The sequence below is a fragment of the Micromonospora sp. USAFONa4 genome (assembly GCF_057197825.1).
On sequence record NZ_CM170072.1, the window covers coordinates 5639457 to 5661153 of the forward strand.

Genomic DNA, 21697 nt, shown 5'->3' on the forward strand with positions numbered 1-21697 from the left:
GGTCGGCGGGTTTTTCACCCTCCCCCGAACGGTCAGCGGGCGGCGCGGGGGTTGATCCGACGCGGGTGGGGCAGGAGGAGAACCGCCCGGACGGGCACAGCCGAAACCTGGAGGAACGGATGGGACGACACGAGGACGGGCCGGACGAACGGCACCGCAGGCCCGCCGGGGTCAGCGACGAGACGGTGGCGGCGCTCGGCAAGCTCAGCGAGGCGCTGGAGTGCGTCGAGCGGGTCCGCGGTCACCTCTACTCGCTGCACCAGCTGGTGGGGCACGCCGACCTGATGCTCGACGACGCCGTGGAGATGTTCCGCGCCGCCGGGCACGACCGGATCGCCGACCGGATCGACACCGACCTGCTGGGCCGCAACGTGATCGCCGGACGGTGGACGTTCCAGATCGTCGAGGACTTCGACGACAACTACTACGCCCTCTTCCGCGACCTGGACCGGGCCGCCCGGGAGGAGTTGGTCGGCGGTCGCCGGCACCTCTACGAGGCGGAGATGAAGGAGCGACGGCGCAGCCGGGGCCGCCCCGGTCACGAGGCGCGCCCGGACGGGGCCGGCTAGCGCCCGCCGGCGCCCCGGCAACGAGGCGCCGCCCCCACGGAGCGGCCACCGCATGCCGCCCGGCCGCGATACGCGCAGCGCCGGCTGCCGCGTCACTCCATGGAGCGGGCGTCCGCCGGGCGGCGGCGGGCCGCATCGTCGGCGATGATCACGGTCGCCACCATCAGCGCGACGCAGAGGCTGAACAACCAGGAGTCGTCCGATGCCAGCTTGGCGGAGACGGGAGCCTGGAGCGCGGCGAGGAGGAAGCCGAGCCATGCCAGGCGGCGCTGACGCGTGGAGAGGATGCCGGAGCCCTGATGCATCCCGAAAGTCTTGCTCGCGGCCCGGCGCTTGCCGTCAGCCGAACGGCCGATTCTGGATGAGCTGTCCGTTTTACCGCCCGTCCGGACCGTAATCTTCGTCCCACCGGGGGAGGCGGACTGGCGCCGTCGCCGTCTCCGGGCAGGATGGTCCTCCGTGTCCACCGCCCCGCCCCGCGCCTCGCTGCTCCTGCTGGCCTACCTCGCCTTCGTCAGCCTCGGCCTGCCCGACGGCCTCATCGGCGTGGGCTGGCCCTCGATCCGGGCCGACTTCGGCGTGCCCACCGAGGCCGTCGGCCTCGTGCTCACCGCCGGCACCGCCGGCTACCTGACCTCCAGCGTGCTGGCCGGCTTCACGCTGGCCCGGCTCGGCGTCGGCTGGCTGCTTGCCGGCAGCACGCTGCTGGCCAGCCTCGCGCTCACCGGCTACGCGTCGACCCCCGGGCTCACCCTGATGGTGGGCTGCGCGCTGGTGCTCGGCCTCGGCTCCGGCGCGATCGACTCCGGCCTGAACGCGTACGCGGCAGGCGCCTTCGGCCCCCGGCACATGAACTGGATGCACGCGTTCTTCGGCCTCGGCGTGGCGCTCGGACCGTTGATCATGACCGGTGCGCTCAGCGCCGGGCTCTCCTGGCGCTGGGGCTACGGCCTGGTGGCGGGGGCCCAGCTCGCGCTGGCCGCCGCGTTCGCGCTGACCGTGCGGGCCTGGCGGGACCGCGCCCCGGCCCGCGAGCCCGCCGGGTCCGCCGCCGGGGAGACGGCCGTCGCCCCACCGACCGTCATCCGGGTACGCGAGACGCTGCGCCTGCCGGCGGTCTGGCTCGGCGCGTCGGCCTTCGCCGTCTACGTGGCCATCGAGGTGGCGGCCGGGCTCTGGGCGTTCCTGCTGCTGACCGAGGGACGCGGCCTCGGCGCGGCCGTCGCCGGCGTCTGCGTCTCGGGCTACTGGGGCAGCCTGTTCGTCGGGCGCGTGGTGCAGGGCGTGGTGGCCGAACGGCTGGGCGCGGCGGTGGTGCTGCGGGGCAGCCTCGCCGGGATGGCGGTCGGCGCGGTCCTGATCGCGCTGCCGGCACCAGCCTGGGTCGCCGTGGCCGGGCTGTTCGTCGTCGGCTTCGCCGCCGCCCCGGTCTTCCCACTGCTCACCCTCACCACCGCCGAGCGGGTCGGTGCGGCGCACGCCGACCGGACCATCGGGCTCCAGATCGCCGCGGCCGGGCTGGGCGGCGCGCTGGTGCCCGCCGGCATCGGGGTGCTGCTCGGCAACACCTCGGTCGAGCTGCTGGGGCCGGCGCTCGTCGTCCTCGCGCTGGGCCTGATCGCCCTGCACGCGGCCGGCACCCGCCGGCCGGCCCCCACGCCCCCCTGAGCGGCGCGGGCCCTTCGCGTCGAGCGGCCCGGACCCGTCGCCTCGGACGGCCCGGACCCTTCGCGTCGAGCGGCGCGGTGGGCGGACCCGGGCGGGCCCGCCCGCCGCGCCGTGCGGTTCACATCGTGTCCGGTCCGGTCCGGCCGGTCGTCGAGGGCCGGTACGCGCGTTCCGGGTCGGTCGGCTCGCGGCCCGCACCGGCGGCCTGCCCGCCCCGGTCCGCCGCCTGAGGGCCGTGCCCGAAGGCCGCCTCCTCGCCGGCGTCGTTCGCCGTCACGTCGTCGGCCTGGCCGTCCAGGGTCGACCGCGCGACGGCCCGGTCCAGTTCCTGGAGCGAAGTCCGCTCCTCGTCCCGCCACACCTTGTCGTCGTCCGTCATGCCAGTCGCGGTACCCCTGCCGGGTCCCCGCAAACGACGATGGCCGCCGGGGGAGCCGGCGGCCATCGGAGGTGTTCACACCAGGGGGCGGGAAATCAGGGCTGCGGCCGGTCGACCTTGCCGCGCCAGGCGCCGGTCTCCTGACCGCGTCGCTCGATGAACTGCTTGAACCGCTCCAGGTCGCCCTTCGCGCGCCGGTCGACGACGCCGAGCTTGTCGCCGGCCTGCTCGACCACGCCGTGCGGTTCGAACTCGAGCTGGAGCGTGACCCGGGTGGTGTCCGGGTCCAGCCGGTGGAAGGTCACCACGCCGGCCTGCTGGGTGCCGCCCGTGGAGCGCCACGCGACCCGCTCGTCCGGGAGCTGCTCGGTGATCTCGGCGTCGAACTCCCGCTTCACCCCGGCGATCTCCACCGTCCAGTGGGTCATCGTGTCCGTCAGCTGCCGGACCTCCTGGACCCCCTCCATGAAGTGGGGGAAGTCCTCGAACTGGGTCCACTGGTCGTACGCGGTGCGGACCGGGACGGAGACGTCCACGTGTTCGGTAACGCCACTCATAAGGCATCCTCCTTCGTCCGCCGGTGACGGGCCGGATCGTGCGGGGATCCGGTCACCAACGGGTCGTCTCGTTCTTGTGGCCGAGCGCCGCCCACACCTCGGAGATCGTCTGGTAGCGGGTGCCCTCGGGCAGCCGCTCCAGTTCGGCGACGATGTCCGCCGGCGCCTCGTTCTCCCGCGCGTTGGCGATCAGCGTCTCCCGGTCACCGGGCAGGGCGGCCATCGTGATGAACCGGCCGAGCCGGCTGCGTCGCTCGACGTCCTCGGAGCTCATCCCCTTGGGCGCGCCCGTACGCAGTTCGCCGGCCGGGGCCGTGGTCGGCTCCGGCTGGTCCTCACCCGCCGGCTCCGGCACACGGGACTCGTCGACCCGCGAGCCGCCGGTCCCCGGCCCCTGCACGAGGCCGCTGACCTCCCGGCTCATCTGCTCGTCGACCCTCGGTCCGTGCTTGCTGCTGCCACGTTCCATGCCTTCTGCGCTACCCGGTGGCACCGGCGGTAAACGGGCGCTCCGGCGTCGCGGCCGGTAAACCCGCGCGGGTCAGGTGGTGGCCTGCGTCTTCGGGGGCAGGACCGGCTCGTCGGGATCCGGCTCGCCGGCCTGGAGCACCCGGCCGCGCTGGAGTTCCGCGTTGATCTGCACGCCGAGCATCAGCGCCGAGTTGGACAGGTAGAGCCAGACCAGGAAGGCGATCACCGCGCCGAGGCTGCCGTAGGTGGCGTCGTACGAGCCGAAGTTGGCCACGTAGAGGCCGAAGCCGAAGGAGGCGAGGGCCCAGGCCACCAGGGCCACCGCGCCGCCCGGGGTGAGCCAGCGGAACCGCGGCTGCCGGACGTTCGGCGCGATCCAGAACAGCAGGCTCAGCAGCACCATCATGATCAGCGCGAGCACGGGCCACTTGGCGACGCTCCACGCCGTACGCGCCAGCCCGCCGGCGTTGATCAGGTCGCCCACCGCGTCGGTGACGGGCCCGCTGACGATCAGCCCGGTGGCGACGATCGCCAACAGCACCAGCGAGATCGCCGCCAGGCCGATCTGCACCGGCCGCAGCTTCCAGATCGGCCGCCCCTCCTCGACCCCGTAGACGGCGTTGGAGGCCCGGGTGAACGCCCCGATGAAGCCGGAGGCCGACCAGAGGGCACCGAGCAGACCGAAGCTCAGCAGCGCGCTGGCCGAGTCGTTCTGGTCGACCACGCCCCGCACCACGCCGACGAAGCCCTCGTTGGCCACCACCGAGCCGGCGCCCATGTCCCGGGCCAGGTCCAGCACGGTGTCGACGGTCTGTTCGCCGTTGGAGACCAGCCCGACCAGGGCGACCACCACGATCGTGGACGGGAAGAGCGCGAGCACCCCGTAGTAGGTCAGGGCGGCGGCCCAGTCCGCGCAGTTGTCCTTGACGAAGTTGCGCACGCTGCGCACCAGCACTCCGCGCCAGGTGCGCCAGCTCAGCTGCCGTACCCGGCGGGGGATCCGCGGTCGCCGCTCCCCGGCGAGCACCGCGCCGGGTTCCGTCGTCGTCATGCCCGCTCCCTGTGCCCCGGCCGCCGGATGGCCCGGTGCATCCGGCTTCGCCTGGCCCGCCGGTACCCCTGGCCGGAAATCGACAAACCCGCCCTCCGGTTTGCCGACCGGACGCGGGGGAACGATCTGGGGAACCCATCGACGCGGAGGAGGACGAGATGCCCGGGCGCGAGGTACTGCCCAGCACGCTGCGACGCTCCCCCAAGAAGGCGCAGCGCACCTGGGAGAAGACGCACGACTCGGCCGTGGAGACGTATGGCGAGGGGGAGCGGGCGCACCGCACCGCCTTCGCCGCCGTCAAGCACGAGTTCGAGAAGGTGGGCGACCACTGGGAGCCCAAGGGCCGCAAGGGGCCGAGCGACCGCCAGGCGGCCGGCGGCGGACCGGAGCGCCGGGCGCCCACGGCCGGCGGGGTGGACGCCAACGCCACCAAGGACCACCTGATGAAGGTGGCCCGCAAGCTGGACGTGCCCGGCCGTTCGAGCATGACGAAGCCCGAACTGGTCAAGGCCATCGAGAAGGCGAACAACCGCCAGACCGCCAAGGCCCGCGGCCGCTGAGGCCCCTTTCGGTACGCGACGCGGGGGCCGTCCGGGCGCGGACAGCCCCCGCGCGTGTCTCACCAGTGCCCGCCGCCGGGCGCCTCGATGTGCACCGCCTTCGTCGCGGTGAACTCGTCCAGCAGTTCCGGCCCGTAGCCGAAGCCGTGCCCGCTGCCCCGGCGCGGGTGCGCGGCACCGCCGGGCGCGCCGCCGAACACCGCGTTGACCTTCACGGTGCCCACCGGCAGTTCCCGCCAGGCGCGCTGGGCGTGACTCATCGATCCGGTCAGCACGGTCGCGGCCAGCCCGTACGGGGAGTCGGCGGCGCACCGCAGCGCCTCGGAGAACGAGTCGACGGCGACGATCGCGGCGACCGGCCCGAACGTCTCCTCGCGTACCACAGTCATGTCGTGCCGACAGTCGGTGAGCACGGTCGCCGGGTAGAACGCCCCCGGCCCGTCGGGCAGTACGCCCCCGCAGCGGATCCGCGCGCCCTGGGCCACCGCCGCTGTCACCTGCCCGTGCACGTGGTCGCGGTGCCGCCGGTCCACCAGCGGCCCCAGTTCGGTACGCGGGTCGCCGCCCGGGCCCGTCCGCAGCTTCGTGGCCCGCTCCACCAGCGCCAGCGCGAAGTCCTCCGCGACGTCCCGGTGCACGTAGATCCGCTCCACCGCGACGCAGATCTGCCCCGCGTTGGCGAACGCGCCGATCGCCGCCTGCCCGGCCGCCCACACCGGGTCGACGTCGCCGTCCACGACGAGCGGATCGCTGCCGCCGTTCTCCAGCAGCACCTTCGCCCCGGTCCGTGCCGCCGCGGCCGCGATGGCCCGCCCGGTGGCGGTGGAGCCGACGTGGGCGACGACGTCGACCTCCTGGGCGGCCAGCGCCGCCCCGACCTCCGGGCCCCCGGTCAGCAGCGACAGCACCCCGGGTGGCAGCGCGGAGTCGAGCGCCTTCGCCAGCAGCCAGCCGGTCGCCGGGGCGCGCTCGCTCGGCTTGTGCAGCACCACGTTGCCGGTGACCAGGGCCGCGCCGAGCAGCCCGCAGGAGACCGCCACCGGGTCGTTCCACGGGGTGATCGCGGCGACCACCCCGCGCGGCTGCGGCGTCATGAAGTCGAGGGCGTGGGTGGCGCCGTGCAGGGTCCGCCCGCCGCGCACGGGGGCGAGTTCCGCGTACTGTCGCAGCGTGCCGATCCCCGCCTCCACGCCGCCCCGGGCGTCCGACAGGGGTTTGCCCATCTCGGCCGTCGTGGCCCGGGCCAGGTCGTCGGCCGCCGCCGCCACGGCGTCCGCCGCCCGGTGCAGGGCCGCCGCCCGTTCCGCCGGGGCGGTCGCCGCCCACTCCGCCGCGACGCCGCGCGTCGCCTCCACCGCCTTGCCGACCTCGTCGGCCGTCGCCACCGGCGCCGAGCTGACCGGGGAGCCGTCGGCCGGATCGTGTACGACCAACTCGCCGCCCTCGCCGCCCGCGCCCCACACTCCGCCTATGAGCTGCGCAACCGTGTACATGGCAGTGCATGCCCCGGCCCCGGCGCGGCAAACGCGTTTCGCCCGGTTGCTGGCCGGGTAGGCGGATCGGATGAGTTCGCCCGGCGCGGAGAGCGCGGACGCCGTCATCGTGGGAGCAGGCCACAACGGCCTGGTCGCCGCCAATCTGCTCGCCGACGCCGGCTGGGACGTGCTGGTGCTGGAGGCCACGGAGACCCCGGGCGGGGCGGTGCGTTCCGCCGAGGTGACGGCCCCCGGCTACCTGAGCGACCTCTACAGCTCCTTCTACCCCCTCGGCTACGCCTCGCCCGTGCTGCGCGGGCTGGGGCTCGACCGGTACGGGCTGCGCTGGCGGCACTCCCCGGACGTGCTGGCCCACCTGCTGCCCGACGGCCGGGCGGCGGTGCTCAACCGCGACCCGGAGGCCACCGCGGCCTCGCTGGAGGCGTTCGCCCCGGGCGACGGCAAGCGCTGGCTGCACGCGTACGACGACTGGCGCCAGGTGGCCGAGCCGATGCTGGAGAGCATCACCAGGCCGTTCCCGCCGGTGCGCGGGGGCCTGACCCTGCTGCGCCGCCTGCGCGTGTCGGGGGCGCTGCGGCTGGCCCGGCGGCTCGTGGTGCCGGTGCGCAAGCTCGGCGACGAGCTCTTCGAGGGCGAGGGCGGCCCGGTGCTGCTGGCCGGCTGCGCCCTGCACACCGACCTGTCGCCCGAGGAGGCCGGTTCCGGCGTGTACGGCTGGCTGCTCGCCATGCTCGGCCAGCAGGTCGGCTGGCCGGTGCCCGACGGCGGCGCCCAGAAGATCACCGACGCGCTGGTGGCCCGACTGACCGAGCGCGGTGGCCGGATCCTCTACGGCGCACACGTCGACCGGGTGCTGACCGCCCGTGGCCGGGCGATGGGCGTGCGTACCACCGGCGGCGCCCTCTGGCGGGCCCGCCGCGCGGTGCTCGCCGACGTCCCCGCGCCCGCCCTCTACCTGGACCTGGTCGGCGCGGCGGCGCTGCCGCCCCGGCTGGTCGAGGACCTGGCGCACTTCCGCTGGGACGGCTCGACGCTCAAGGTGGACTGGGCGCTCTCCGCCCCCGTGCCGTGGACCAACCGGGCGGTCGCCACCGCCGGCACCGTGCACCTGGGGGCGGACCTGGACGGCCTCACCAGCTACGCCGCCGCGTTGGCCCGCAAGGAGATCCCGCGCGACCCGTTTCTGCTGCTGGGACAGATGTCGGTGGCCGACCCGAGCCACTCGCCGCCGGGCACGGAGTCGCTCTGGTCGTACACCCACCTGCCGTTCCGCCAGAGGTGGCGGGCCGAGGAGATCGCCGCACACGTCGAGCGGATGGAGCAGGTGCTGGAGGAGGCCGCGCCGGGCTTCCGCAGCCTGATCGTGGGGCGGCACGTGGCCGGCCCTGCCGACCTGGAGGCGGGCGACCCGAGCCTGGTCGGCGGCGCGCTCGGCGGTGGCACCGCCGCCGCGTACCAGCAGCTGTTCCTGCGCCCGATCCCCGGCCTGGGCCGCGCGGACACCCCGGTGGACCGGCTCTTCCTGGCCAGCGCGTCGGCGCACCCGGGCGGCGGCGTGCACGGCGCACCCGGCGCGAACGCGGCCCGCGCCGCCCTGGCCCGCGACCGCGCCCTCACCGGCCCGCTGTACGCGGCCGGGATCGACGCCGCGCACCGCGCGATCTACCGCTGACCGCCAGCACGGCGAAGGCCACAAGCTCGCGCCGTGCGCCGTGCGCCGTGCGCGGGGGCGTTGTGCGCCGTGCGCGGGACGATGTGCACTGCGGCCCGCATGAACAGGCCGACTCTTCGCGGAGCCGGGCCAGCAGGGCGCCCGGACGGGCGCGTGCCCGCCGGCGGATTGTGGGCGAAGTTGTTGACCGACAGTAAGGGGAGCGCTGGCCGCGCGGGTCGCTCGCCGCACCCTTTGCTCTGCATCCATATATGCAACGGTTGCTGAGGGTAACGATGTGCGGGCGAGTCCGCCGCACCGGCGGCGAGCCAGCCCCAGGTCAGCGACGTGGTGCGTCCGTGGCTGCAGAGCAAAGGGCGGAGAGCGGTGATCCCAAGGCGGCGTCGATGGTCACGGATGGTGAGGGTTACGCTCCGCAGTCGCGGTGCCGGTGCCGGACGTTCCGTGCGGCGGACGGCCGGACTCAAGGTCGCCTGTCCGCCGCTCCGCCCGTCCGCCGCTCGCCGCCGCTACCGCTCGCCTTCGCCCTTGCTCCACCCGTCCTCGTCCTCCGCCGTCCCGTCGGTCGCCCACCGGTCGACGAAGTGCCTGACCAGCAGCTCGCCGAGCCGTTCGGGCCGAGGAAGGCGCCGCCACCGCCGAGCCGGTTCGCCTGCCGCCCCGGGCCCGGCCCGGCCCGCTGAACGGGACCCGGGACCAGGGCAGGACGTGGCGTGGCGTGGCAGGGTGGCAGGGCGGGTGCGTGGCGGGGATCGGTCGGGTCAGCGCTCGATGTTGCGGTGCTTGCTGCGCAGCTTGAACGGCATCAGCGCGCTCTCGATCTTGGTCGCGGTGGTCATCTTGGACGCGCCGTCGCGCCGCTCCTCGAAGCGGATCGGCACCTCCAGGATGGTGTGCCCCAGCTTCGTGGCCAGGTAGTGCATCTCCACCTGGAAGCTGTAGCCGTTGGACTGCACCCGCTCCAGGCCGATGTCGCGCAGCGCGTCCGCCCGCCAGATCTTGAAGCCGGCGGTGAGGTCGCGGATCCGGACCCGCAGCAGCGTGTGCACGTAGAGGTTGGCCCAACCGCTGAGCGCCCGCCGGTAGAGCGGCCAGTTCTCGTCCAGCTCGCCGCCCGGCACGTACCGGGAGCCGATCACGACGCCGGCCTGGGTGGAGAGCAGCGCGCCGAGCATGCCCGGCAGCGCCTCCGGCGGGTGCGACAGGTCGGCGTCCATCTGCGCCACGTACTCCGCGCCGCCCTCGAGGGCGCGCCCGATGCCGTCCACGTAGGCCCGGCCGAGGCCCTCCTTGCCGGCCCGGTGCACGACCTCGACCCGGTCGGGGTGCTCGATGGCCAGCTTGTCCGCCACCTCACCCGTTCCGTCCGGCGAGTTGTCGTCGGCGACCAGGATCTTCAGGCCCGGCAGCGGCAGGGCCAGCAGCCGCTCGACCAGCACCGGGAGGTTGCCCGCCTCGTTGTAGGTGGGAACCACGACGGTCAGGCGTGCGTCCCGCCACGGCACGGGCAACTGCACGGGTTCGATCATGTCGGACATCCTCGGTCGGCGGACAGGGCTCCCTCAGAGCGTAGCCAGTTGCCACATCCGGGTCGAAAAGGCCACCCCTACCGCCCCGTCTTCCGCCCCGACGGGGGCCCGTAGCGGGGTCAGCGGAGGCGGCGGGCCAGCGCGGTGAGGGCCACCGCCAGGCCCGCCAGGGCAGCGCCGGAGACGGCCGGCTTGTGCGTACCGATCCACAGGGCGGCCGAGCGGCCCCGGGCCCGATCGGTGAACACGCCCGCCGCGCCCCGGTCCCGTTCGTCGTCCCCGGGACGGTCCAGGTTGTCCCGCCAGGCGGCCGGGTCGATCGGGGTCTCGGTCTGCTGGCTGTCGTAGCCGTCGCGGGCCAGCTTCCGGTCGAGCAGGCCGGGGGCGAGGACGTCGCCGAGCCGGGCGCGCCAGGTCGGGCCACCCACGTTCAGCTCGCGCGGCCCGTGGTCGGCCGCCCAGACGATCGCCTTCGCGGCCACCTCGGGTGCGAAGATCGGCGGTACGGGCTGGGGGTGCCGGGGCAGCCGGGTGCGTACCCAGGAGAACTGCGGGGTGTTGATCGCCGGCAGTTGCACCATCGACAGCTTCACGCCCGGGCAGTCGTGCAGCAGTTCCGCCCGCAGCGAGTCGTTGAAGCCCTGGACGGCGTGCTTGCTCGCGCAGTACGCCGACTGCAACGGGATCCCGCGGTAGGCCAGCGCGGAGCCGACCTGCACGACCGCGCCCCGCCCACGTGCCCGCATGTGCCGCAGCGCCGCGAGGGTGCCGTGTACGGTGCCGAGGTAGTTGACCTCGGTGACCCGCCGGAACTCGGTGGCCGGGATCTCCCAGGCCGGGGCGAAGACCGAGACCATCGCGTTGTTCACCCACACGTCGATGCCGCCGAACCGGTGCACCACGTCGTCGGCGGCCTGCTGCACCGCTTCGGCGTCGGCCACGTCCACCCGGTAGGTGCGCACCTCCGAGGCGCCCAGCTCCCGGCAGTCGCGCTCGGCGGCCGCCAGCCCGGCCTCGCCGCGGGCGAGCAGCGCGAGCCGGGCGCCGCGCTCGGCGTACCGGCGGGCGACCGCCCGTCCCACGCCGGCGCTCGCCCCGGTGACCACCACGGTCTGCGTCATGCGTCCGCCTTCTGCCGCATGGCGATGTCGGCCAGCCGGGTCAGGGTCTCCTTGTTGCGCTGGTGCAGCACCAGGTCGTTGATCTTGTTGCGAATCCAGTGCAGCGGACCGGCGGCGAAGTCCTCGCCGATGCGTACCCGGGTGGCGTCCGAGCCGACCGCTTCGAGGGTGAACACGACGATGGCCTCCCCGGCCGGCCAGAGGCCGGCGCGGATCACCAACCGGCGCGTCGGGTCACAGGTCAGCACCGTGGAGACGTCGTGCAGGGAGAACGGCCACGGCCCGGCCTTGTGGTGCAGCTGGCTGCCCACCCGGGGCCAGGCGTCGTCCACGTCGCGCACGTGCACCGTGCCCACGACCCAGTCGCTGTACGTCCACCCGTCCGCCAGCACCGCCCAGACCTGCTGCGGGGAAGCTTTGATCACTTTTTCCACAATCGCCACTGCGCTCCCATACCCCGGGTGCGGCCGGGGCTAACGGTGCCGACGGGTTAGCTTCTCCCGGGCGACGGGTAACGGCACCTGCGAGCCGGCGTGTCGGCGCCGCCGGCGTACGACGCGGCGGGCGCGTCCGGGACGACGTTTACTCCCCGGGGCGCCGGGAACCCGCCGGCTGTGCGACAGGACCAGGTGGAGCCGGATCAGTGCAGGTCAGCCCGGGTTTTTGCCGGTGCTGGCGCGGCGGGGTCCGGGCCCGTCCTGTTCGACGCGGTGCTGCTCGACCGCGACGGCACGCTGATCGAGGACGTGCCGTACAACGGCGACCCCGAGAAGGTACGGCCGCTGCCGGGAGCGCGGGCCGCCCTGGACCGGTTGCGGGCGGCGGGCCTGCGGCTGGCGGTGGTGACGAACCAGTCCGGCCTGGCCCGTGGATTGTTCACCGAGGCGCAGATGCGGGCGGTGCACGCCCGGGTCGAGCGGTTGCTGGGGCCGTTCGACGCCTGGCTGGTGTGTCCGCACGACGACGGCGACGGATGCGGGTGCCGCAAGCCGGCGCCGGGGCTGGTGCACGCCGCAGCGCGGGAGCTGGGCACCGTGCCGGCGCGGTGCGTGCTGGTGGGGGACATCGGCCGGGACATGATCGCGGCGTCGGCCGCGGGCGCGTCGGGGATCCTGGTGCCCACGCCGGTGACCCGCCCGCAGGAGGTGGCCGCCGCCCCGCAGGTGGCCCCCGATCTCCCGGCGGCGGTGGCGGAGGTCCTGCGCCGCCAGGCGGCGCTCGACCCGGCCACCCACCGGCAGGCCGACAGCGGCACCGACGCCGCGCGGGGCGCCGGCGGGCGACGGGCGGGGACGGTGCTGGTGGTACGCGCCGACTCGGCCGGGGACGTGCTGGTGACCGGGCCCGCCATCCGCGCCGTCGCCGCCCACGCCGAGCGGGTGGTGTTGCTGTGCGGGCCCCGGGGACGCGCCGCGGCGGACCTCCTGCCCGGCGTCGACGAGATCGTCGAACACCGGCTGCCCTGGATCGACCCCGCGCCCGACCCCGTCGACCCCGCCGACATGCGTCGGCTCGCCGACCGGCTCACCGCCGTGCACGCCGACGAGGCGGTCGTCTTCACCAGCTTCCACCAGTCGCCCCTGCCCCTGGCCCTGCTTCTGCGCCTGGCCGGGGTCGGGCGCGTGAGCGCCATCAGCGACGACTACCCGGGCAGCCTGCTCGACGTACGGCACCGCGTGCCGGTCGGCGTACCCGAACCGGAACGCGCGCTCTCCCTCGCCGCCGCCGCCGGCTTCGCCCTCGCCGACCACGACGGACCCGCCCTGCGCCTGCGTCCGGCGCAGGCGCCGCCGCCGGAGGTCGGCGCGCCCGGCTACGTGGTGCTGCACCCCGGCTCGGCGGCGCAGGCCCGGGGCTGCCCGCCGGAGCTGGCCGCGCGGATCGCCCGCGCCCTGACGGCCGCCGGCCACCGGGTGGTGGTCACCGGCGGCGCCGACGAGCAGGAACTGACCGCGCGGGTGGCCGGCGACGTCGCCATCGACCTGGGCGGGCGGACCGGCCTCGCCGGGCTGGCCGCGACGGTCGCCGGCGCCGACGCGGTCGTGGTCGGCAACACCGGCCCCGCCCACCTCGCCGCCGCCCACGGGGTGCCGGTGGTCAGCCTGTTCGCCCCCACGGTGCCGTTCGGGCAGTGGGGGCCGTGGCGGGTGCCCACCGTGCGACTCGGCGACGCGGAGGCCGCCTGCCGCGACACCCGGGCGGCGCGCTGCCCGGTGCCCGGACACCCCTGCCTGAGCAACGTCGACCCCGAGGAGGTCGTCGACGCGCTGCGGCTGCTCGGGGTGACCCCGTCGGCCCGGCCGGCACCGACCACCGGCAGCCCGTCCGCCGGCGGGCCGACGCTGGCCACCATCGGCGGGAGCGGCCGATGAACCTGCTCCTGTGGCACGTGCACGGCTCCTGGACCACGTCGTTCGTGCACGGCAAGCACCGGTACCTGGTGCCCGTCACCCCGGACCGGGGCCCCTACGGCCTCGGCCGCGCCCGCACCTACCCGTGGCCCGACACGGCCGTCGAGGTGACCCCCGAGCAGCTGCGCACCGCCGACGTCGACCTGGTCGTCCTGCAACGCCCCGAGGAGATCGACCTCGCGGAGCGGTGGCTCGGCCGGCGGCCCGGCCGCGACGTACCCGCCGTCTACGTCGAGCACAACACGCCCAAGGACGGCGACGTGCCCAACAGCCGGCACCCCATGGCCGACCGCGACGACCTGCTCGTCGCCCACGTCACCGGGTTCAACGAGCTGTTCTGGGACACCGGGACCACCCGCACCACCGTGGTCGACCACGGCATCGTCCCTCCCGCCGTGCGGTACACGGGCGAGCTCGACCGGCTCGCGGTGGTGATCAACGAACCGGTACGCCGGGGGCGGGTCACCGGCACCGACCTGCTGCCCCGCTTCGCCGAGATCGCCCCGCTGGACGTCTTCGGCATGAAGGTGGCGGGGCTGGCCGAGCACCTGGGCCTGCCCGCCGACCGGCTCACCAGCCACGACGACCTGCCCCAGCACCGGATGCACGCCGAGTTGGGGCGGCGGCGGGCGTACCTGCACCTGTGCCGGTGGACCTCGCTGGGGCTGAGCCTGATCGAGGCGATGTCCATCGGGATGCCGGTGGTCGCGCTGGCCGCCACGGAGGCGGCGATGGCGGTGCCACCGGGGGCGGGCGCGCTGTCCACCCGGCTCGACACCCTGCTCGACGCCGCCCGCCGGCTCGTCGACGAGCCGGCGGAGGCACGCCGGGCGGGGGAGCGGGCCCGCGTCGCCGCCCGGGACCGCTACGGCCTCGACCGTTTCCTCGCCGACTGGGACCGGCTGCTGGAGGAGGAAGTATGCGCATCGCGATGATCTCGGAGCACGCCAGCCCGCTCGCCATCCTGGGCGGCGAGGACGCCGGCGGTCAGAACACGCATGTCGCCGAGCTCTCCGCCGCCCTCGCGGCCGCCGGACACGACGTGCGGGTATACACCCGCCGCGACGCCGTGGACCTGCCGGTGACCGTACGCAGTGCCGACGGCTACGACGTGGTGCACGTCCCGGCGGGGCCGGCCGAGCCGGTCGCCAAGGACGCCCTGCTGCCGCACATGCGGGAGTTCAGCCGCTGGCTGGTCGACCGGTGGCGGGGCGGCGACTGGATGCCCGAGGTGATCCACGCGCACTTCTGGATGAGCGGCCTCGCCGCGCTGGCCGCCAGCCGGCAGACCGGCGTTCCGGTCGTGCAGACGTACCACGCCCTGGGGGTGGTCAAGCGGCGTCACCAGGGCGTGCAGGACACCAGCCCGGCCCGCCGGATCGGCTACGAGCGGGAGCTGGGCCGGGCCGTCGACCGGGTCATCGCCCAGTGCCGCGACGAGGTCGGCGAGCTGGTCCGGATGGGCGTGCCCCGCTCCCGGATGACGGTCGTGCCGTCCGGCGTCAACCTGGGCACGTTCGCCCCGCTGGGGCCGATCGCCGAGCGGGAGGACGGCCGGCCGCGGATCCTGACCGTCGGCCGGCTGGTCGAGCGCAAGGGCTTCCAGACCGTGGTGCGGGCGATGGCGCACGTGCCCGAGGCCGAGTGCGTGGTCGTCGGCGGCCCGCCCGCCGGTCTGCTGGAGACCGACCCGTACGCCCGCCGGCTGCGCGCCCTCGCGGTCAGCTGCGGGGTCGCCGACCGGGTGCGACTGGTCGGCGCGGTGCCCCGCGAGGAGATGGGCCGCTGGTACCGCTCCGCGGACGTCCTGGTGGCCGCCCCCTGGTACGAGCCGTTCGGGCTCACCCCGCTGGAGGCGATGGCGTGCGGCGTGCCCGTGGTGGGCACCGCCGTCGGCGGCATCAAGGACACCGTGGTCGAGGGCGTCACCGGCGACCTGGTGCCGGCCCGGGACCCGCGTGCGCTGGGCGCCGCGATCCAGGGGCTGCTCGACGACCGGATCCGCCGCTTCGCGTACGCGACGGCGGCGCGGGAACGGGCCCGGCGGCGGTACTCCTGGGCGGCCACGGCGGAGCGGCTGGTGGAGGTCTACGGCGACGTGGCGGTCCACCGGCCGGCCCGGGTGGTGGCCTGATGGCGGCACCCACACCGCTGGACGCGCACCTGACGAACCTGGCGGCGGCGCTGGTGCCCTTCCGGCGGCACGAGACGCTGCTGGCCCGGTGGGGGCAGGCCCTCGCGCGTCGGCTGGTCGACGGCGGCCGGCTGCTGGTGGCCGGCAACGGCGGCAGCGCCGCCGAGGCCCAGCACCTCACCGCCGAACTCGTCGGGAAGCTCCGCGACGACCGCCAGCCCCTGTCCGCCATCGCGTTGCACGCGGAGACCTCCGCGATGACCGCCATCGGCAACGACTACGGCTACGACGAGGTCTTCGCCCGCCAGGTACGCGCCCACGGCCGCGCCGGCGACGTCCTGCTGCTGCTGTCGACCAGCGGCACCAGCGCCAACCTGCTCGCCGCCGCCCGGGCCGGCCGCGACAGCGGGCTCACCTGCTGGGCCCTGACCGGTCCCGCCCCCAACCCCCTGGCGGAGCTGTGCCACGAGGTGCTCGCCGTCGGCTCGGGCGACAGCCAGGTCGTGCAGGAACTTCACCTCGTGACCAGCCACCTCCTCTGCGAGTACGTCGAGCGGGCGCTGCCGGTGGCGCCCGCCGCGCCCGGGGCGCCCGTACGGACGGGGGTCGAGGTGGTGCTCGACGGCGGTGCAGGTCAGCAGGTCCAGGCGTGACGAGGAGGGAAGCAGCGTGAGGGGACCCGTCGTGGTGGTCGGTGACACCCTGCTGGACCGGGACGTCGAGGGGGTGGTGAACCGGCTCTGCCCGGACTCGCCCGTGCCGGTGCTGGACGAGACCGCGCACGTCGACCGGCCCGGCGGCGCCGGGCTGGCCGCCGTCTTCGCCGCCGCGCAGGGCGCCGACGTGGTGCTGGTGACCGCGTTGGCGGACGACGCGGGGGGTGCCCGCCTCGCCTCGTTGCTCACCGACGCCGGCGTGCAGGTGTATCCCCTCGGGCTGCGCGGCGGGACGCCGGAGAAGGTCCGGCTGCGCGCCCGGGGCCGGGTGCTGCTGCGCCACGACCGGGGCGGCGCGGCCGGTACGCCCGGCGAGCCGTCCGAGGCGGTGCTGCGGGTGATCGCCCGGGCCTCCGCCGTGCTGGTCAGCGACTACGGCCGGGGCGTCGCCCGGCAGCCCGCGCTGCGTGCCGCCCTCGCCGCCACCCGGGCCCCCGTGGTCTGGGACCCGCACCCACGGGGACCGGAGGCGGTCGCGGGGGTGCACCTGGTGACCCCCAACGAGTCCGAGGTGCGTGAGCTGGTCACGGTCACGCCGGGGGCGACCCGGCTGGCGACGGCGGCGCGGGGCGCCCAGGGGCTGCGCCAGCGCTGGCGCGCCGGCGCGGTCGCGGTGACCCTGGGCGGGGACGGGGCGCTGCTCTGCCACGCCGGCGCGACGCCGATGGTGGTGCCCGCCCCGGCCGTCGCCGAGGGGGACACCTGCGGGGCCGGTGACCGGTTCGCGGCCACCGCCAGCCTCGCCCTGGCGCGGGGGGCGCTGGTCTCCGAGGCGGTGCAGGAGGCGGTCGCGGAGGCGTCGGCGTACGTGGCCGGCGGGGGAGTGGCGACGGCGCTGCCGCGGGCGGTGCGTCCGCTGCCGCCGGCGGTCTCCGGCCCCGGCGGCGAGCGCGTCGGCGTGGCCGCGGCCGCCGGCGTGGTGTCGGCGGTACGCGCGTCCGGCGGGACGGTGGTGGCCACCGGCGGCTGCTTCGACCTGCTGCACGCCGGGCACGTGGCGACGTTGCAGGCCGCCCGGCAGCTCGGCGACTGCCTGGTGGTCTGCCTCAACTCCGACGCGAGCGTGTCGGGGCTGAAGGGCCCGGACCGGCCGGTGATCCCGCAGGGCGACCGGGCCCGGCTGCTCGCGGCGCTGAGCTGCGTCGACGCGGTCATGATCTTCGACGAGGCCACCCCGCACGCGGCGCTGTCGTGGCTGCGGCCGGACGTCTGGGTGAAGGGTGGCGACTACGCCGGTGACGGCGGCGAGCCCGCCCTGCCCGAGGCGGAGGTGCTGCGTCGCTGGGGCGGCAACGCCGTGGTGGTGCCGTACCTGGACGGCCGCTCCACGACCGGGCTGATCGCCGCCGCCCGCTCCACCGGCACCGCCGGGCCGCTCGACGGACCGCCGCTCACCGACACCGTGCCGCCGGCCGGTCCCGCTCCCGGTGGCGCGTCGGCGAGACCCGGCGGCGAGCCCGGACGGGCGCGGGCCGGCCTCGCGGGACCGACGACGACGGAGGGCACCCGATGAGCGCCGGGGCGCCCGGCGCGGGGCGCACCGTGCTCGTCACGGGCGGATCGAGCGGCCTGGGCGCCGCCGTGGTCGCGGCCGTGGCCCGGGCCGGCGGACGTCCCCTGGTGCTGGACCGGCAGGCGCCCGCCGACGGGGTGCCGTGGGTGGAGTGCGACCTGGCCGACACCCGCGCCGCGGAGGCCGCCACCCGGCAGCTCGCCGAGCGCTCGGGCGGGCTGGACGCGGTGGTCACCGCGGCGGGGATGGACGTGCCCGGGAAGCTGGCGGACACCCCCGGCGAGACCTGGGAGCGGATCGTGGCCGTGGACCTGCTCGCCACGGCGGCCGTCGTACGGGCCGCCCTGCCCTTCCTGGAGACCTCCCGGGGGAGCGTCGTCACCGTCGCCTCCACGCTCGGGGTGAAGGCCGTGGCCGACGCGACCGCGTACTGCGCCGCGAAGTTCGGGGTCGTCGGCTTCACCCGGGCCCTCGCCGCCGAACTCGCCGGCAGGGTCGGCGTCACGCTGCTCATCCCCGGCGGCATGCGCACGGCCTTCTTCGACGAGCGCGACGCCGCGTACAAGCCCGGTCCCGACGCCGTCCTGAACGACCCCGCAGACACCGCCGCCGCCGTCATGTTCGCGCTGTCCCAACCCGCCGGCTGCGCCGTCCGCGAGATGGTCGTCTGCGCCGACCAGGAAACCTCCTACCCGTGATCCTCGCCCTGCGCGCCCTCGGCGTCGGCGACCTCGCCACCGCCGTCCCGGCCCTGCGCGCCCTGCGTGCCGCCCACCCCGGCCGGGACCTCGTCCTCGCGGCACCCGGCTGGCTGGCGCCGCTTGTCGACCTGGTCGGCGGCGTCGACCGGCTGGTGGCCACGGACGGGCTCGGTCGCCCCGACCCGGCCCTGGGGACGCCGCGCGTCGCCGTGAACCTGCACGGCCGGGGCCCCGAGTCGCACCGGATGCTCGCCGGCACCCGTCCCGGTCGGCTGCTCGCCTACGCCAGCCCGGAGGCCGGCCACCACGACGGCCCCGGATGGCGCGACGACGAACACGAGGTCGACCGCTGGTGCCGGCTCCTCGACTGGTACGGCATCCCCGCCGACCGCACCGACCTGGACCTGCGGCGCCCGGCCTCCGGCGGCGCCCCGACCGGCGTGACCGTGCTGCACCCGGGCTCCAAGATCCCGGCGAAGCGCTGGCCGCCCGGACGCTTCGCCGCGCTGGCCCGGGAACTGGCCGCCCGGGGGCACCGGGTGGTGCTCACCGGCAGCCCCGACGAGCGGGCCACCGCGCAGCGGATCGCGGACGCCGCGGGGCTGCCCGCCGACGCGGTGCTCGCCGGCCGGACGGACCTGGGCCGGCTGGCCGCGCTGGTGGCGTACGCCCGGCTGGTGGTCAGCGGGGACACGGGCGTGGCGCACCTGGCGACCGGCTACCGCACGCCGTCGGTGGTGCTCTTCGGCCCGGTCTCCCCGGCCCGCTGGGGGCCGCCGCCGGGCCGGCGCCGGCACCGGGTGCTGTGGGCGGGTGGACAGGGACGGCCCAGGTGGGAGGGGACAGGAAGCCATCCGACGTTGGCGGCCATCGGGGTCGACGAGGTGGTGGCCGCCGTGGACGAGGTGGAACGGGCGGTGCGGGTCTCCCGTGCGGTTGCGGCGTAGTGATCCGGGCAGGCCGGGGTACGGGCGACGCCGGCGCGGCCGGGGCTGGCTCTTCCTGGACCCGTCCGGGCAGCCGGTCCGCGACCCCGACCGGTTGGGCCGGCTGCGTGAGCTGGTGATCCCGCCCGCCTGGCGCGACGTGTGGATCTGTCCGTACCCGAACGGGCACATCCAGGCCACCGGCATCGACGCGGCCGGGCGCAAGCAGTACCTCTACCACCCGATGTGGCGGGTGAAGCGCGACGAGGCGAAGTTCGACCACGTGCTGGAGGTGGCCCGCCGGCTGCCGGTGCTGCGCGAGCGGGTCGGGCGGGACCTGTCCAGCCGGGGACTGCACCGCGACCGGGTGCTGGCGACGGTGACCCGGCTGCTGGACATGGGCACGTTCCGGGTCGGCAGCGACCAGTACGCGGCCGGCGACGAACCGACGTTCGGGGTGTCGACCCTGCGCCCCGAGCACGCCCGGTCCCGGGGTGGCTGCGTGGTGTTCGAGTTCCCCGCCAAGGGCGGCGTCGAGCAGGTGCGTCGCATCGAGGACCCGGAGCTGTGCCGGGTGCTGGTCAACCTGCGCCGCCAGCGCCGGGCGGCCGACCGCCTGTTCGGCTACCGGGACGGCGGGGACTGGCGCGACGTGCGCAGCGACGAGGTCAACGAGTACCTGCGCGACGCCAGCGGCGGCGAGATGACGGCGAAGGACTTCCGCACCTGGCACGCCACGGTGCGCGCGGCGACCGAACTGGCGACGGTGGGCCCGCCGCGTTCGGCGACGGCCGGCAGGCGGGCGGTCGCGGCGGTGATGCGCGACGTCGCCGAGCTGCTCGGCAACACCGCCACCGTGGCCCGCACGTCCTACGTCGACCCGCGCGTGGTCGACCTCTTCCACGACGGCGTGGTGGCCCCGGTCGACCCCGCGACGCCCCGCGAGAAGGCCGAGCGGATCGTGCTCGAACTGCTGGAGGACGCCTGAGGCGGCCCCGGCGCCGTCCTGGGTGGGGGCGCCGGGGCCGGTCCGGGTCACCGGGCGACCGCCCGCCTCCCCCGTGGCGGCGGGCGGCTCGCCACGGCCCCCGTCGGCGGTCCGATCCCGGCCGGCGCCGGGGCAGGCAGGGATCGGACACCTCGACGTCAGTCTGCCCCGACCGGGTTGACCGTGGACGCCGCCGGGTTGACTCTCCGTGCCGCGCTCACTCCGCCTGGCCGGCCCGCCAGGCCTGCGGCCCGACGCCGTGCGCCTTGCGGAAGATCCGGCTGAAGTGGGCCTTGTCGGGGAAGCCCCAGCGGGCACCGATCGCCTGGATCGGCTGGCCGCGCAGGCCCGGGTCGGCGAGGTCGTGCCGGCACCGCGCCAGCCGCAGCTCGCGGATGTACGACGCGACCGTCGACTCCTCGGCCGCGAAGAGCCGGTGCAGGGTACGCAGCGAGACGTGGTGCGCGTCCGCCACCACCTGCGGGCTCAGCGTCGCGTCCCCGAGATGCCGCTGGATGTACGCCCGCATCTGGGTGACGAGGGCGCGCCTGCGGACATCGGTCGGCACCACGTCCTCGGCCACCAGGTGCCGACCGAGCATGGTGGACGCCAGGTCGAGCCCGACGGCGCCGAGGCGGGCGGCGTCGGCGGCGTGGTACTGCTCGGGATGGTGGGCGATCTGCAGGAGGAACTGGGCCAGCAGCGCGCCCATCCCCTCGGTGCCCGACATCCGGCCGCCGAGCAGCGGCGCCAGCCGGTCCGGTGACAGCGGCAGCGCGGCGTGCGGGATGAGCGCCACGACGGAACGGGCCGGATCGCGGCCGCCGTCGTCGCCGATGTGCCGCACCCCGTGCGGCCGCGACCCGTCGTAGAAGATGAACTCGTCCGGCCCCAGCACGCTGCTCCGGCCGGCCTGGCTGGCCGCGCCGTCCCCGTCGACGGTGAGCGCCAGTGTGTAGATCTCCGGGGCCGACTCGCGCCCCAGCCTCGGCGTCCGGACGCCCTCCAGCGACGGGTACCGGTAGTTGACCACCTGGATCGGGCCGAGCTCGATGATCTCCGCCCGGGCGGTGAAGTCGTGCGCGTGCTCGGTGCGGATCCGCAGCGGCGAGGCCGTACGCGCCACGAGGTCGAGCCACATGTCGAAGCGTTCGGCCGCCGGCACCTGCTCGGTGTCGACGACGGTCGGCCGAAGCATCCGCGCCCCCGTCCTCGCGCCGGTCCGGTGCCGATTG

At 75.6% G+C, this 21697-nt stretch carries 22 protein-coding genes; 12 read left to right on the top strand and 10 right to left on the bottom strand.

Annotated elements, in window-relative coordinates; all coding sequences use genetic code 11:
• The first annotated feature begins 119 nt into the window (after positions 1–119).
• Positions 120–569, top strand: coding sequence for a hypothetical protein (locus AC0OO9_RS24805; protein ID WP_132235958.1), 450 nt, complete (start codon positions 120–122; stop codon positions 567–569).
• A 92-nt stretch (positions 570–661) separates the two neighbouring features.
• Here AC0OO9_RS24805 and AC0OO9_RS24810 read toward each other — a convergent pair whose 3' ends face one another.
• The gene (locus AC0OO9_RS24810; protein ID WP_132235960.1) at positions 662–874 is read right to left on the bottom strand and encodes a hypothetical protein; all 213 of its coding nucleotides are present in this window, start codon (positions 872–874) and stop codon (positions 662–664) included.
• Positions 875–1028: 154 nt separating this feature from the next.
• Here AC0OO9_RS24810 and AC0OO9_RS24815 point away from each other — a divergent pair, with 154 nt between their 5' ends.
• The gene (locus AC0OO9_RS24815; protein ID WP_484512740.1) at positions 1029–2237 is read left to right on the top strand and encodes an MFS transporter; all 1209 of its coding nucleotides are present in this window, start codon (positions 1029–1031) and stop codon (positions 2235–2237) included.
• Positions 2238–2355: 118 nt separating this feature from the next.
• Here the strand turns inward: AC0OO9_RS24815 and AC0OO9_RS24820 are convergent, their stop codons facing one another.
• From AC0OO9_RS24820 to AC0OO9_RS24835, 4 genes are all read right to left on the bottom strand, one after another.
• Positions 2356–2616, bottom strand: a complete 261-nt coding sequence (locus AC0OO9_RS24820; RefSeq protein ID WP_132235964.1) for a hypothetical protein — start codon at positions 2614–2616, stop codon at positions 2356–2358.
• 95 nt (positions 2617–2711) lie between these two features.
• On the bottom strand, positions 2712–3173 hold the full coding sequence (locus tag AC0OO9_RS24825; RefSeq protein WP_151455771.1) for an SRPBCC family protein: 462 nt from the start codon (positions 3171–3173) through the stop codon (positions 2712–2714).
• 52 nt (positions 3174–3225) lie between these two features.
• On the bottom strand, positions 3226–3642 hold the full coding sequence (locus tag AC0OO9_RS24830) for a DUF2795 domain-containing protein (protein ID WP_484512742.1): 417 nt from the start codon (positions 3640–3642) through the stop codon (positions 3226–3228).
• Between the two features lie 72 nt (positions 3643–3714).
• Positions 3715–4695, bottom strand: coding sequence for a YihY/virulence factor BrkB family protein (locus AC0OO9_RS24835; RefSeq protein ID WP_484512743.1), 981 nt, complete (start codon positions 4693–4695; stop codon positions 3715–3717).
• Positions 4696–4853: 158 nt separating this feature from the next.
• Between AC0OO9_RS24835 and AC0OO9_RS24840 the strand changes: the two genes are divergently transcribed.
• Entirely contained in the window at positions 4854–5255 is a 402-nt protein-coding gene (locus AC0OO9_RS24840) for a ChaB family protein (protein ID WP_091095813.1), read from the top strand.
• 59 nt (positions 5256–5314) lie between these two features.
• Here AC0OO9_RS24840 and AC0OO9_RS24845 read toward each other — a convergent pair whose 3' ends face one another.
• Positions 5315–6748 carry an aldehyde dehydrogenase family protein gene (locus AC0OO9_RS24845; RefSeq protein WP_484512746.1) on the bottom strand — a complete coding sequence of 478 codons (1434 nt, stop codon included), beginning with the start codon at positions 6746–6748 and terminating at the stop codon, positions 5315–5317.
• 70 nt (positions 6749–6818) lie between these two features.
• Here AC0OO9_RS24845 and AC0OO9_RS24850 point away from each other — a divergent pair, with 70 nt between their 5' ends.
• Complete coding sequence (locus AC0OO9_RS24850; RefSeq protein WP_484512748.1) at positions 6819–8423, top strand: phytoene desaturase family protein; 1605 nt, start codon at positions 6819–6821, stop codon at positions 8421–8423.
• Between the two features lie 761 nt (positions 8424–9184).
• Here the strand turns inward: AC0OO9_RS24850 and AC0OO9_RS24855 are convergent.
• From AC0OO9_RS24855 to AC0OO9_RS24865, 3 genes are all read right to left on the bottom strand, one after another.
• Complete coding sequence (locus tag AC0OO9_RS24855) at positions 9185–9952, bottom strand: polyprenol monophosphomannose synthase (protein WP_311414284.1); 768 nt, start codon at positions 9950–9952, stop codon at positions 9185–9187.
• A gap of 119 nt (positions 9953–10071) precedes the next feature.
• The gene (locus tag AC0OO9_RS24860) at positions 10072–11073 is read right to left on the bottom strand and encodes an SDR family oxidoreductase (RefSeq protein ID WP_484512750.1); all 1002 of its coding nucleotides are present in this window, start codon (positions 11071–11073) and stop codon (positions 10072–10074) included.
• Positions 11070–11498: an SRPBCC family protein gene (locus AC0OO9_RS24865; RefSeq protein ID WP_484512751.1), complete on the bottom strand. Its 429-nt coding sequence runs from the start codon at positions 11496–11498 to the stop codon at positions 11070–11072. Before AC0OO9_RS24865 ends, AC0OO9_RS24860 begins: the two co-directional genes overlap by 4 nt.
• Before the next feature lie 285 nt (positions 11499–11783).
• Between AC0OO9_RS24865 and AC0OO9_RS24870 the strand changes: the two genes are divergently transcribed.
• The 8 genes from AC0OO9_RS24870 to AC0OO9_RS24905 are packed head-to-tail and all read left to right on the top strand — an operon-like array spanning position 11784 to position 20462.
• Positions 11784–13445, top strand: coding sequence for an HAD-IIIA family hydrolase (locus tag AC0OO9_RS24870; protein WP_484512753.1), 1662 nt, complete (start codon positions 11784–11786; stop codon positions 13443–13445).
• Positions 13442–14419, top strand: a complete 978-nt coding sequence (locus AC0OO9_RS24875; protein ID WP_484512755.1) for a glycosyltransferase — start codon at positions 13442–13444, stop codon at positions 14417–14419. The genes AC0OO9_RS24870 and AC0OO9_RS24875 overlap by 4 nt, the downstream gene beginning before the upstream one ends.
• The gene (locus AC0OO9_RS24880) at positions 14404–15618 is read left to right on the top strand and encodes a glycosyltransferase (RefSeq protein WP_484512756.1); all 1215 of its coding nucleotides are present in this window, start codon (positions 14404–14406) and stop codon (positions 15616–15618) included. Before AC0OO9_RS24875 ends, AC0OO9_RS24880 begins: the two co-directional genes overlap by 16 nt.
• A complete protein-coding gene (locus AC0OO9_RS24885) occupies positions 15615–16271 on the top strand; it encodes a D-sedoheptulose-7-phosphate isomerase (RefSeq protein WP_484518037.1) in 657 nt (218 codons plus the stop codon). Before AC0OO9_RS24880 ends, AC0OO9_RS24885 begins: the two co-directional genes overlap by 4 nt.
• A 16-nt stretch (positions 16272–16287) precedes the next feature.
• On the top strand, positions 16288–17847 hold the full coding sequence (locus tag AC0OO9_RS24890) for a PfkB family carbohydrate kinase (protein ID WP_484512758.1): 1560 nt from the start codon (positions 16288–16290) through the stop codon (positions 17845–17847).
• The gene (locus AC0OO9_RS24895) at positions 17844–18545 is read left to right on the top strand and encodes an SDR family oxidoreductase (RefSeq protein WP_357578854.1); all 702 of its coding nucleotides are present in this window, start codon (positions 17844–17846) and stop codon (positions 18543–18545) included. The genes AC0OO9_RS24890 and AC0OO9_RS24895 overlap by 4 nt, the downstream gene beginning before the upstream one ends.
• Positions 18542–19495, top strand: coding sequence for a glycosyltransferase family 9 protein (locus tag AC0OO9_RS24900; protein ID WP_484512760.1), 954 nt, complete (start codon positions 18542–18544; stop codon positions 19493–19495). The genes AC0OO9_RS24895 and AC0OO9_RS24900 overlap by 4 nt, the downstream gene beginning before the upstream one ends.
• Entirely contained in the window at positions 19479–20462 is a 984-nt protein-coding gene (locus tag AC0OO9_RS24905) for a DNA topoisomerase IB (protein ID WP_484512762.1), read from the top strand. The genes AC0OO9_RS24900 and AC0OO9_RS24905 overlap by 17 nt, the downstream gene beginning before the upstream one ends.
• Positions 20463–20679: 217 nt before the next feature.
• On the opposite strand, the gene AC0OO9_RS24910 is transcribed toward AC0OO9_RS24905, so the two are convergent.
• On the bottom strand, positions 20680–21660 hold the full coding sequence (locus AC0OO9_RS24910) for an AraC-like ligand-binding domain-containing protein (protein ID WP_484512764.1): 981 nt from the start codon (positions 21658–21660) through the stop codon (positions 20680–20682).
• Positions 21661–21697 lie beyond the last annotated feature (37 nt).

What these genes read in the sequence shown, in the direction of transcription:
- AC0OO9_RS24830 (WP_484512742.1), bottom strand. Translation starts at nt 3,642, where the DNA reads ATGGAACGTGGCAGCAGCAAGCACGGACCGAGGGTCGACGAGCAGATG.
- AC0OO9_RS24825 (WP_151455771.1), bottom strand. Translation starts at nt 3,173, where the DNA reads ATGAGTGGCGTTACCGAACACGTGGACGTCTCCGTCCCGGTCCGCACC.
- AC0OO9_RS24850 (WP_484512748.1), top strand. Translation starts at nt 6,819, where the DNA reads ATGAGTTCGCCCGGCGCGGAGAGCGCGGACGCCGTCATCGTGGGAGCA.
- AC0OO9_RS24895 (WP_357578854.1), top strand. Translation starts at nt 17,844, where the DNA reads ATGAGCGCCGGGGCGCCCGGCGCGGGGCGCACCGTGCTCGTCACGGGC.
- AC0OO9_RS24820 (WP_132235964.1), bottom strand. Translation starts at nt 2,616, where the DNA reads ATGACGGACGACGACAAGGTGTGGCGGGACGAGGAGCGGACTTCGCTC.
- AC0OO9_RS24860 (WP_484512750.1), bottom strand. Translation starts at nt 11,073, where the DNA reads ATGACGCAGACCGTGGTGGTCACCGGGGCGAGCGCCGGCGTGGGACGG.
- AC0OO9_RS24805 (WP_132235958.1), top strand. Translation starts at nt 120, where the DNA reads ATGGGACGACACGAGGACGGGCCGGACGAACGGCACCGCAGGCCCGCC.
- AC0OO9_RS24875 (WP_484512755.1), top strand. Translation starts at nt 13,442, where the DNA reads ATGAACCTGCTCCTGTGGCACGTGCACGGCTCCTGGACCACGTCGTTC.
- AC0OO9_RS24810 (WP_132235960.1), bottom strand. Translation starts at nt 874, where the DNA reads ATGCATCAGGGCTCCGGCATCCTCTCCACGCGTCAGCGCCGCCTGGCA.
- AC0OO9_RS24845 (WP_484512746.1), bottom strand. Translation starts at nt 6,748, where the DNA reads ATGTACACGGTTGCGCAGCTCATAGGCGGAGTGTGGGGCGCGGGCGGC.
- AC0OO9_RS24855 (WP_311414284.1), bottom strand. Translation starts at nt 9,952, where the DNA reads ATGATCGAACCCGTGCAGTTGCCCGTGCCGTGGCGGGACGCACGCCTG.
- AC0OO9_RS24835 (WP_484512743.1), bottom strand. Translation starts at nt 4,695, where the DNA reads ATGACGACGACGGAACCCGGCGCGGTGCTCGCCGGGGAGCGGCGACCG.
- AC0OO9_RS24910 (WP_484512764.1), bottom strand. Translation starts at nt 21,660, where the DNA reads ATGCTTCGGCCGACCGTCGTCGACACCGAGCAGGTGCCGGCGGCCGAA.
- AC0OO9_RS24880 (WP_484512756.1), top strand. Translation starts at nt 14,404, where the DNA reads ATGCGCATCGCGATGATCTCGGAGCACGCCAGCCCGCTCGCCATCCTG.
- AC0OO9_RS24840 (WP_091095813.1), top strand. Translation starts at nt 4,854, where the DNA reads ATGCCCGGGCGCGAGGTACTGCCCAGCACGCTGCGACGCTCCCCCAAG.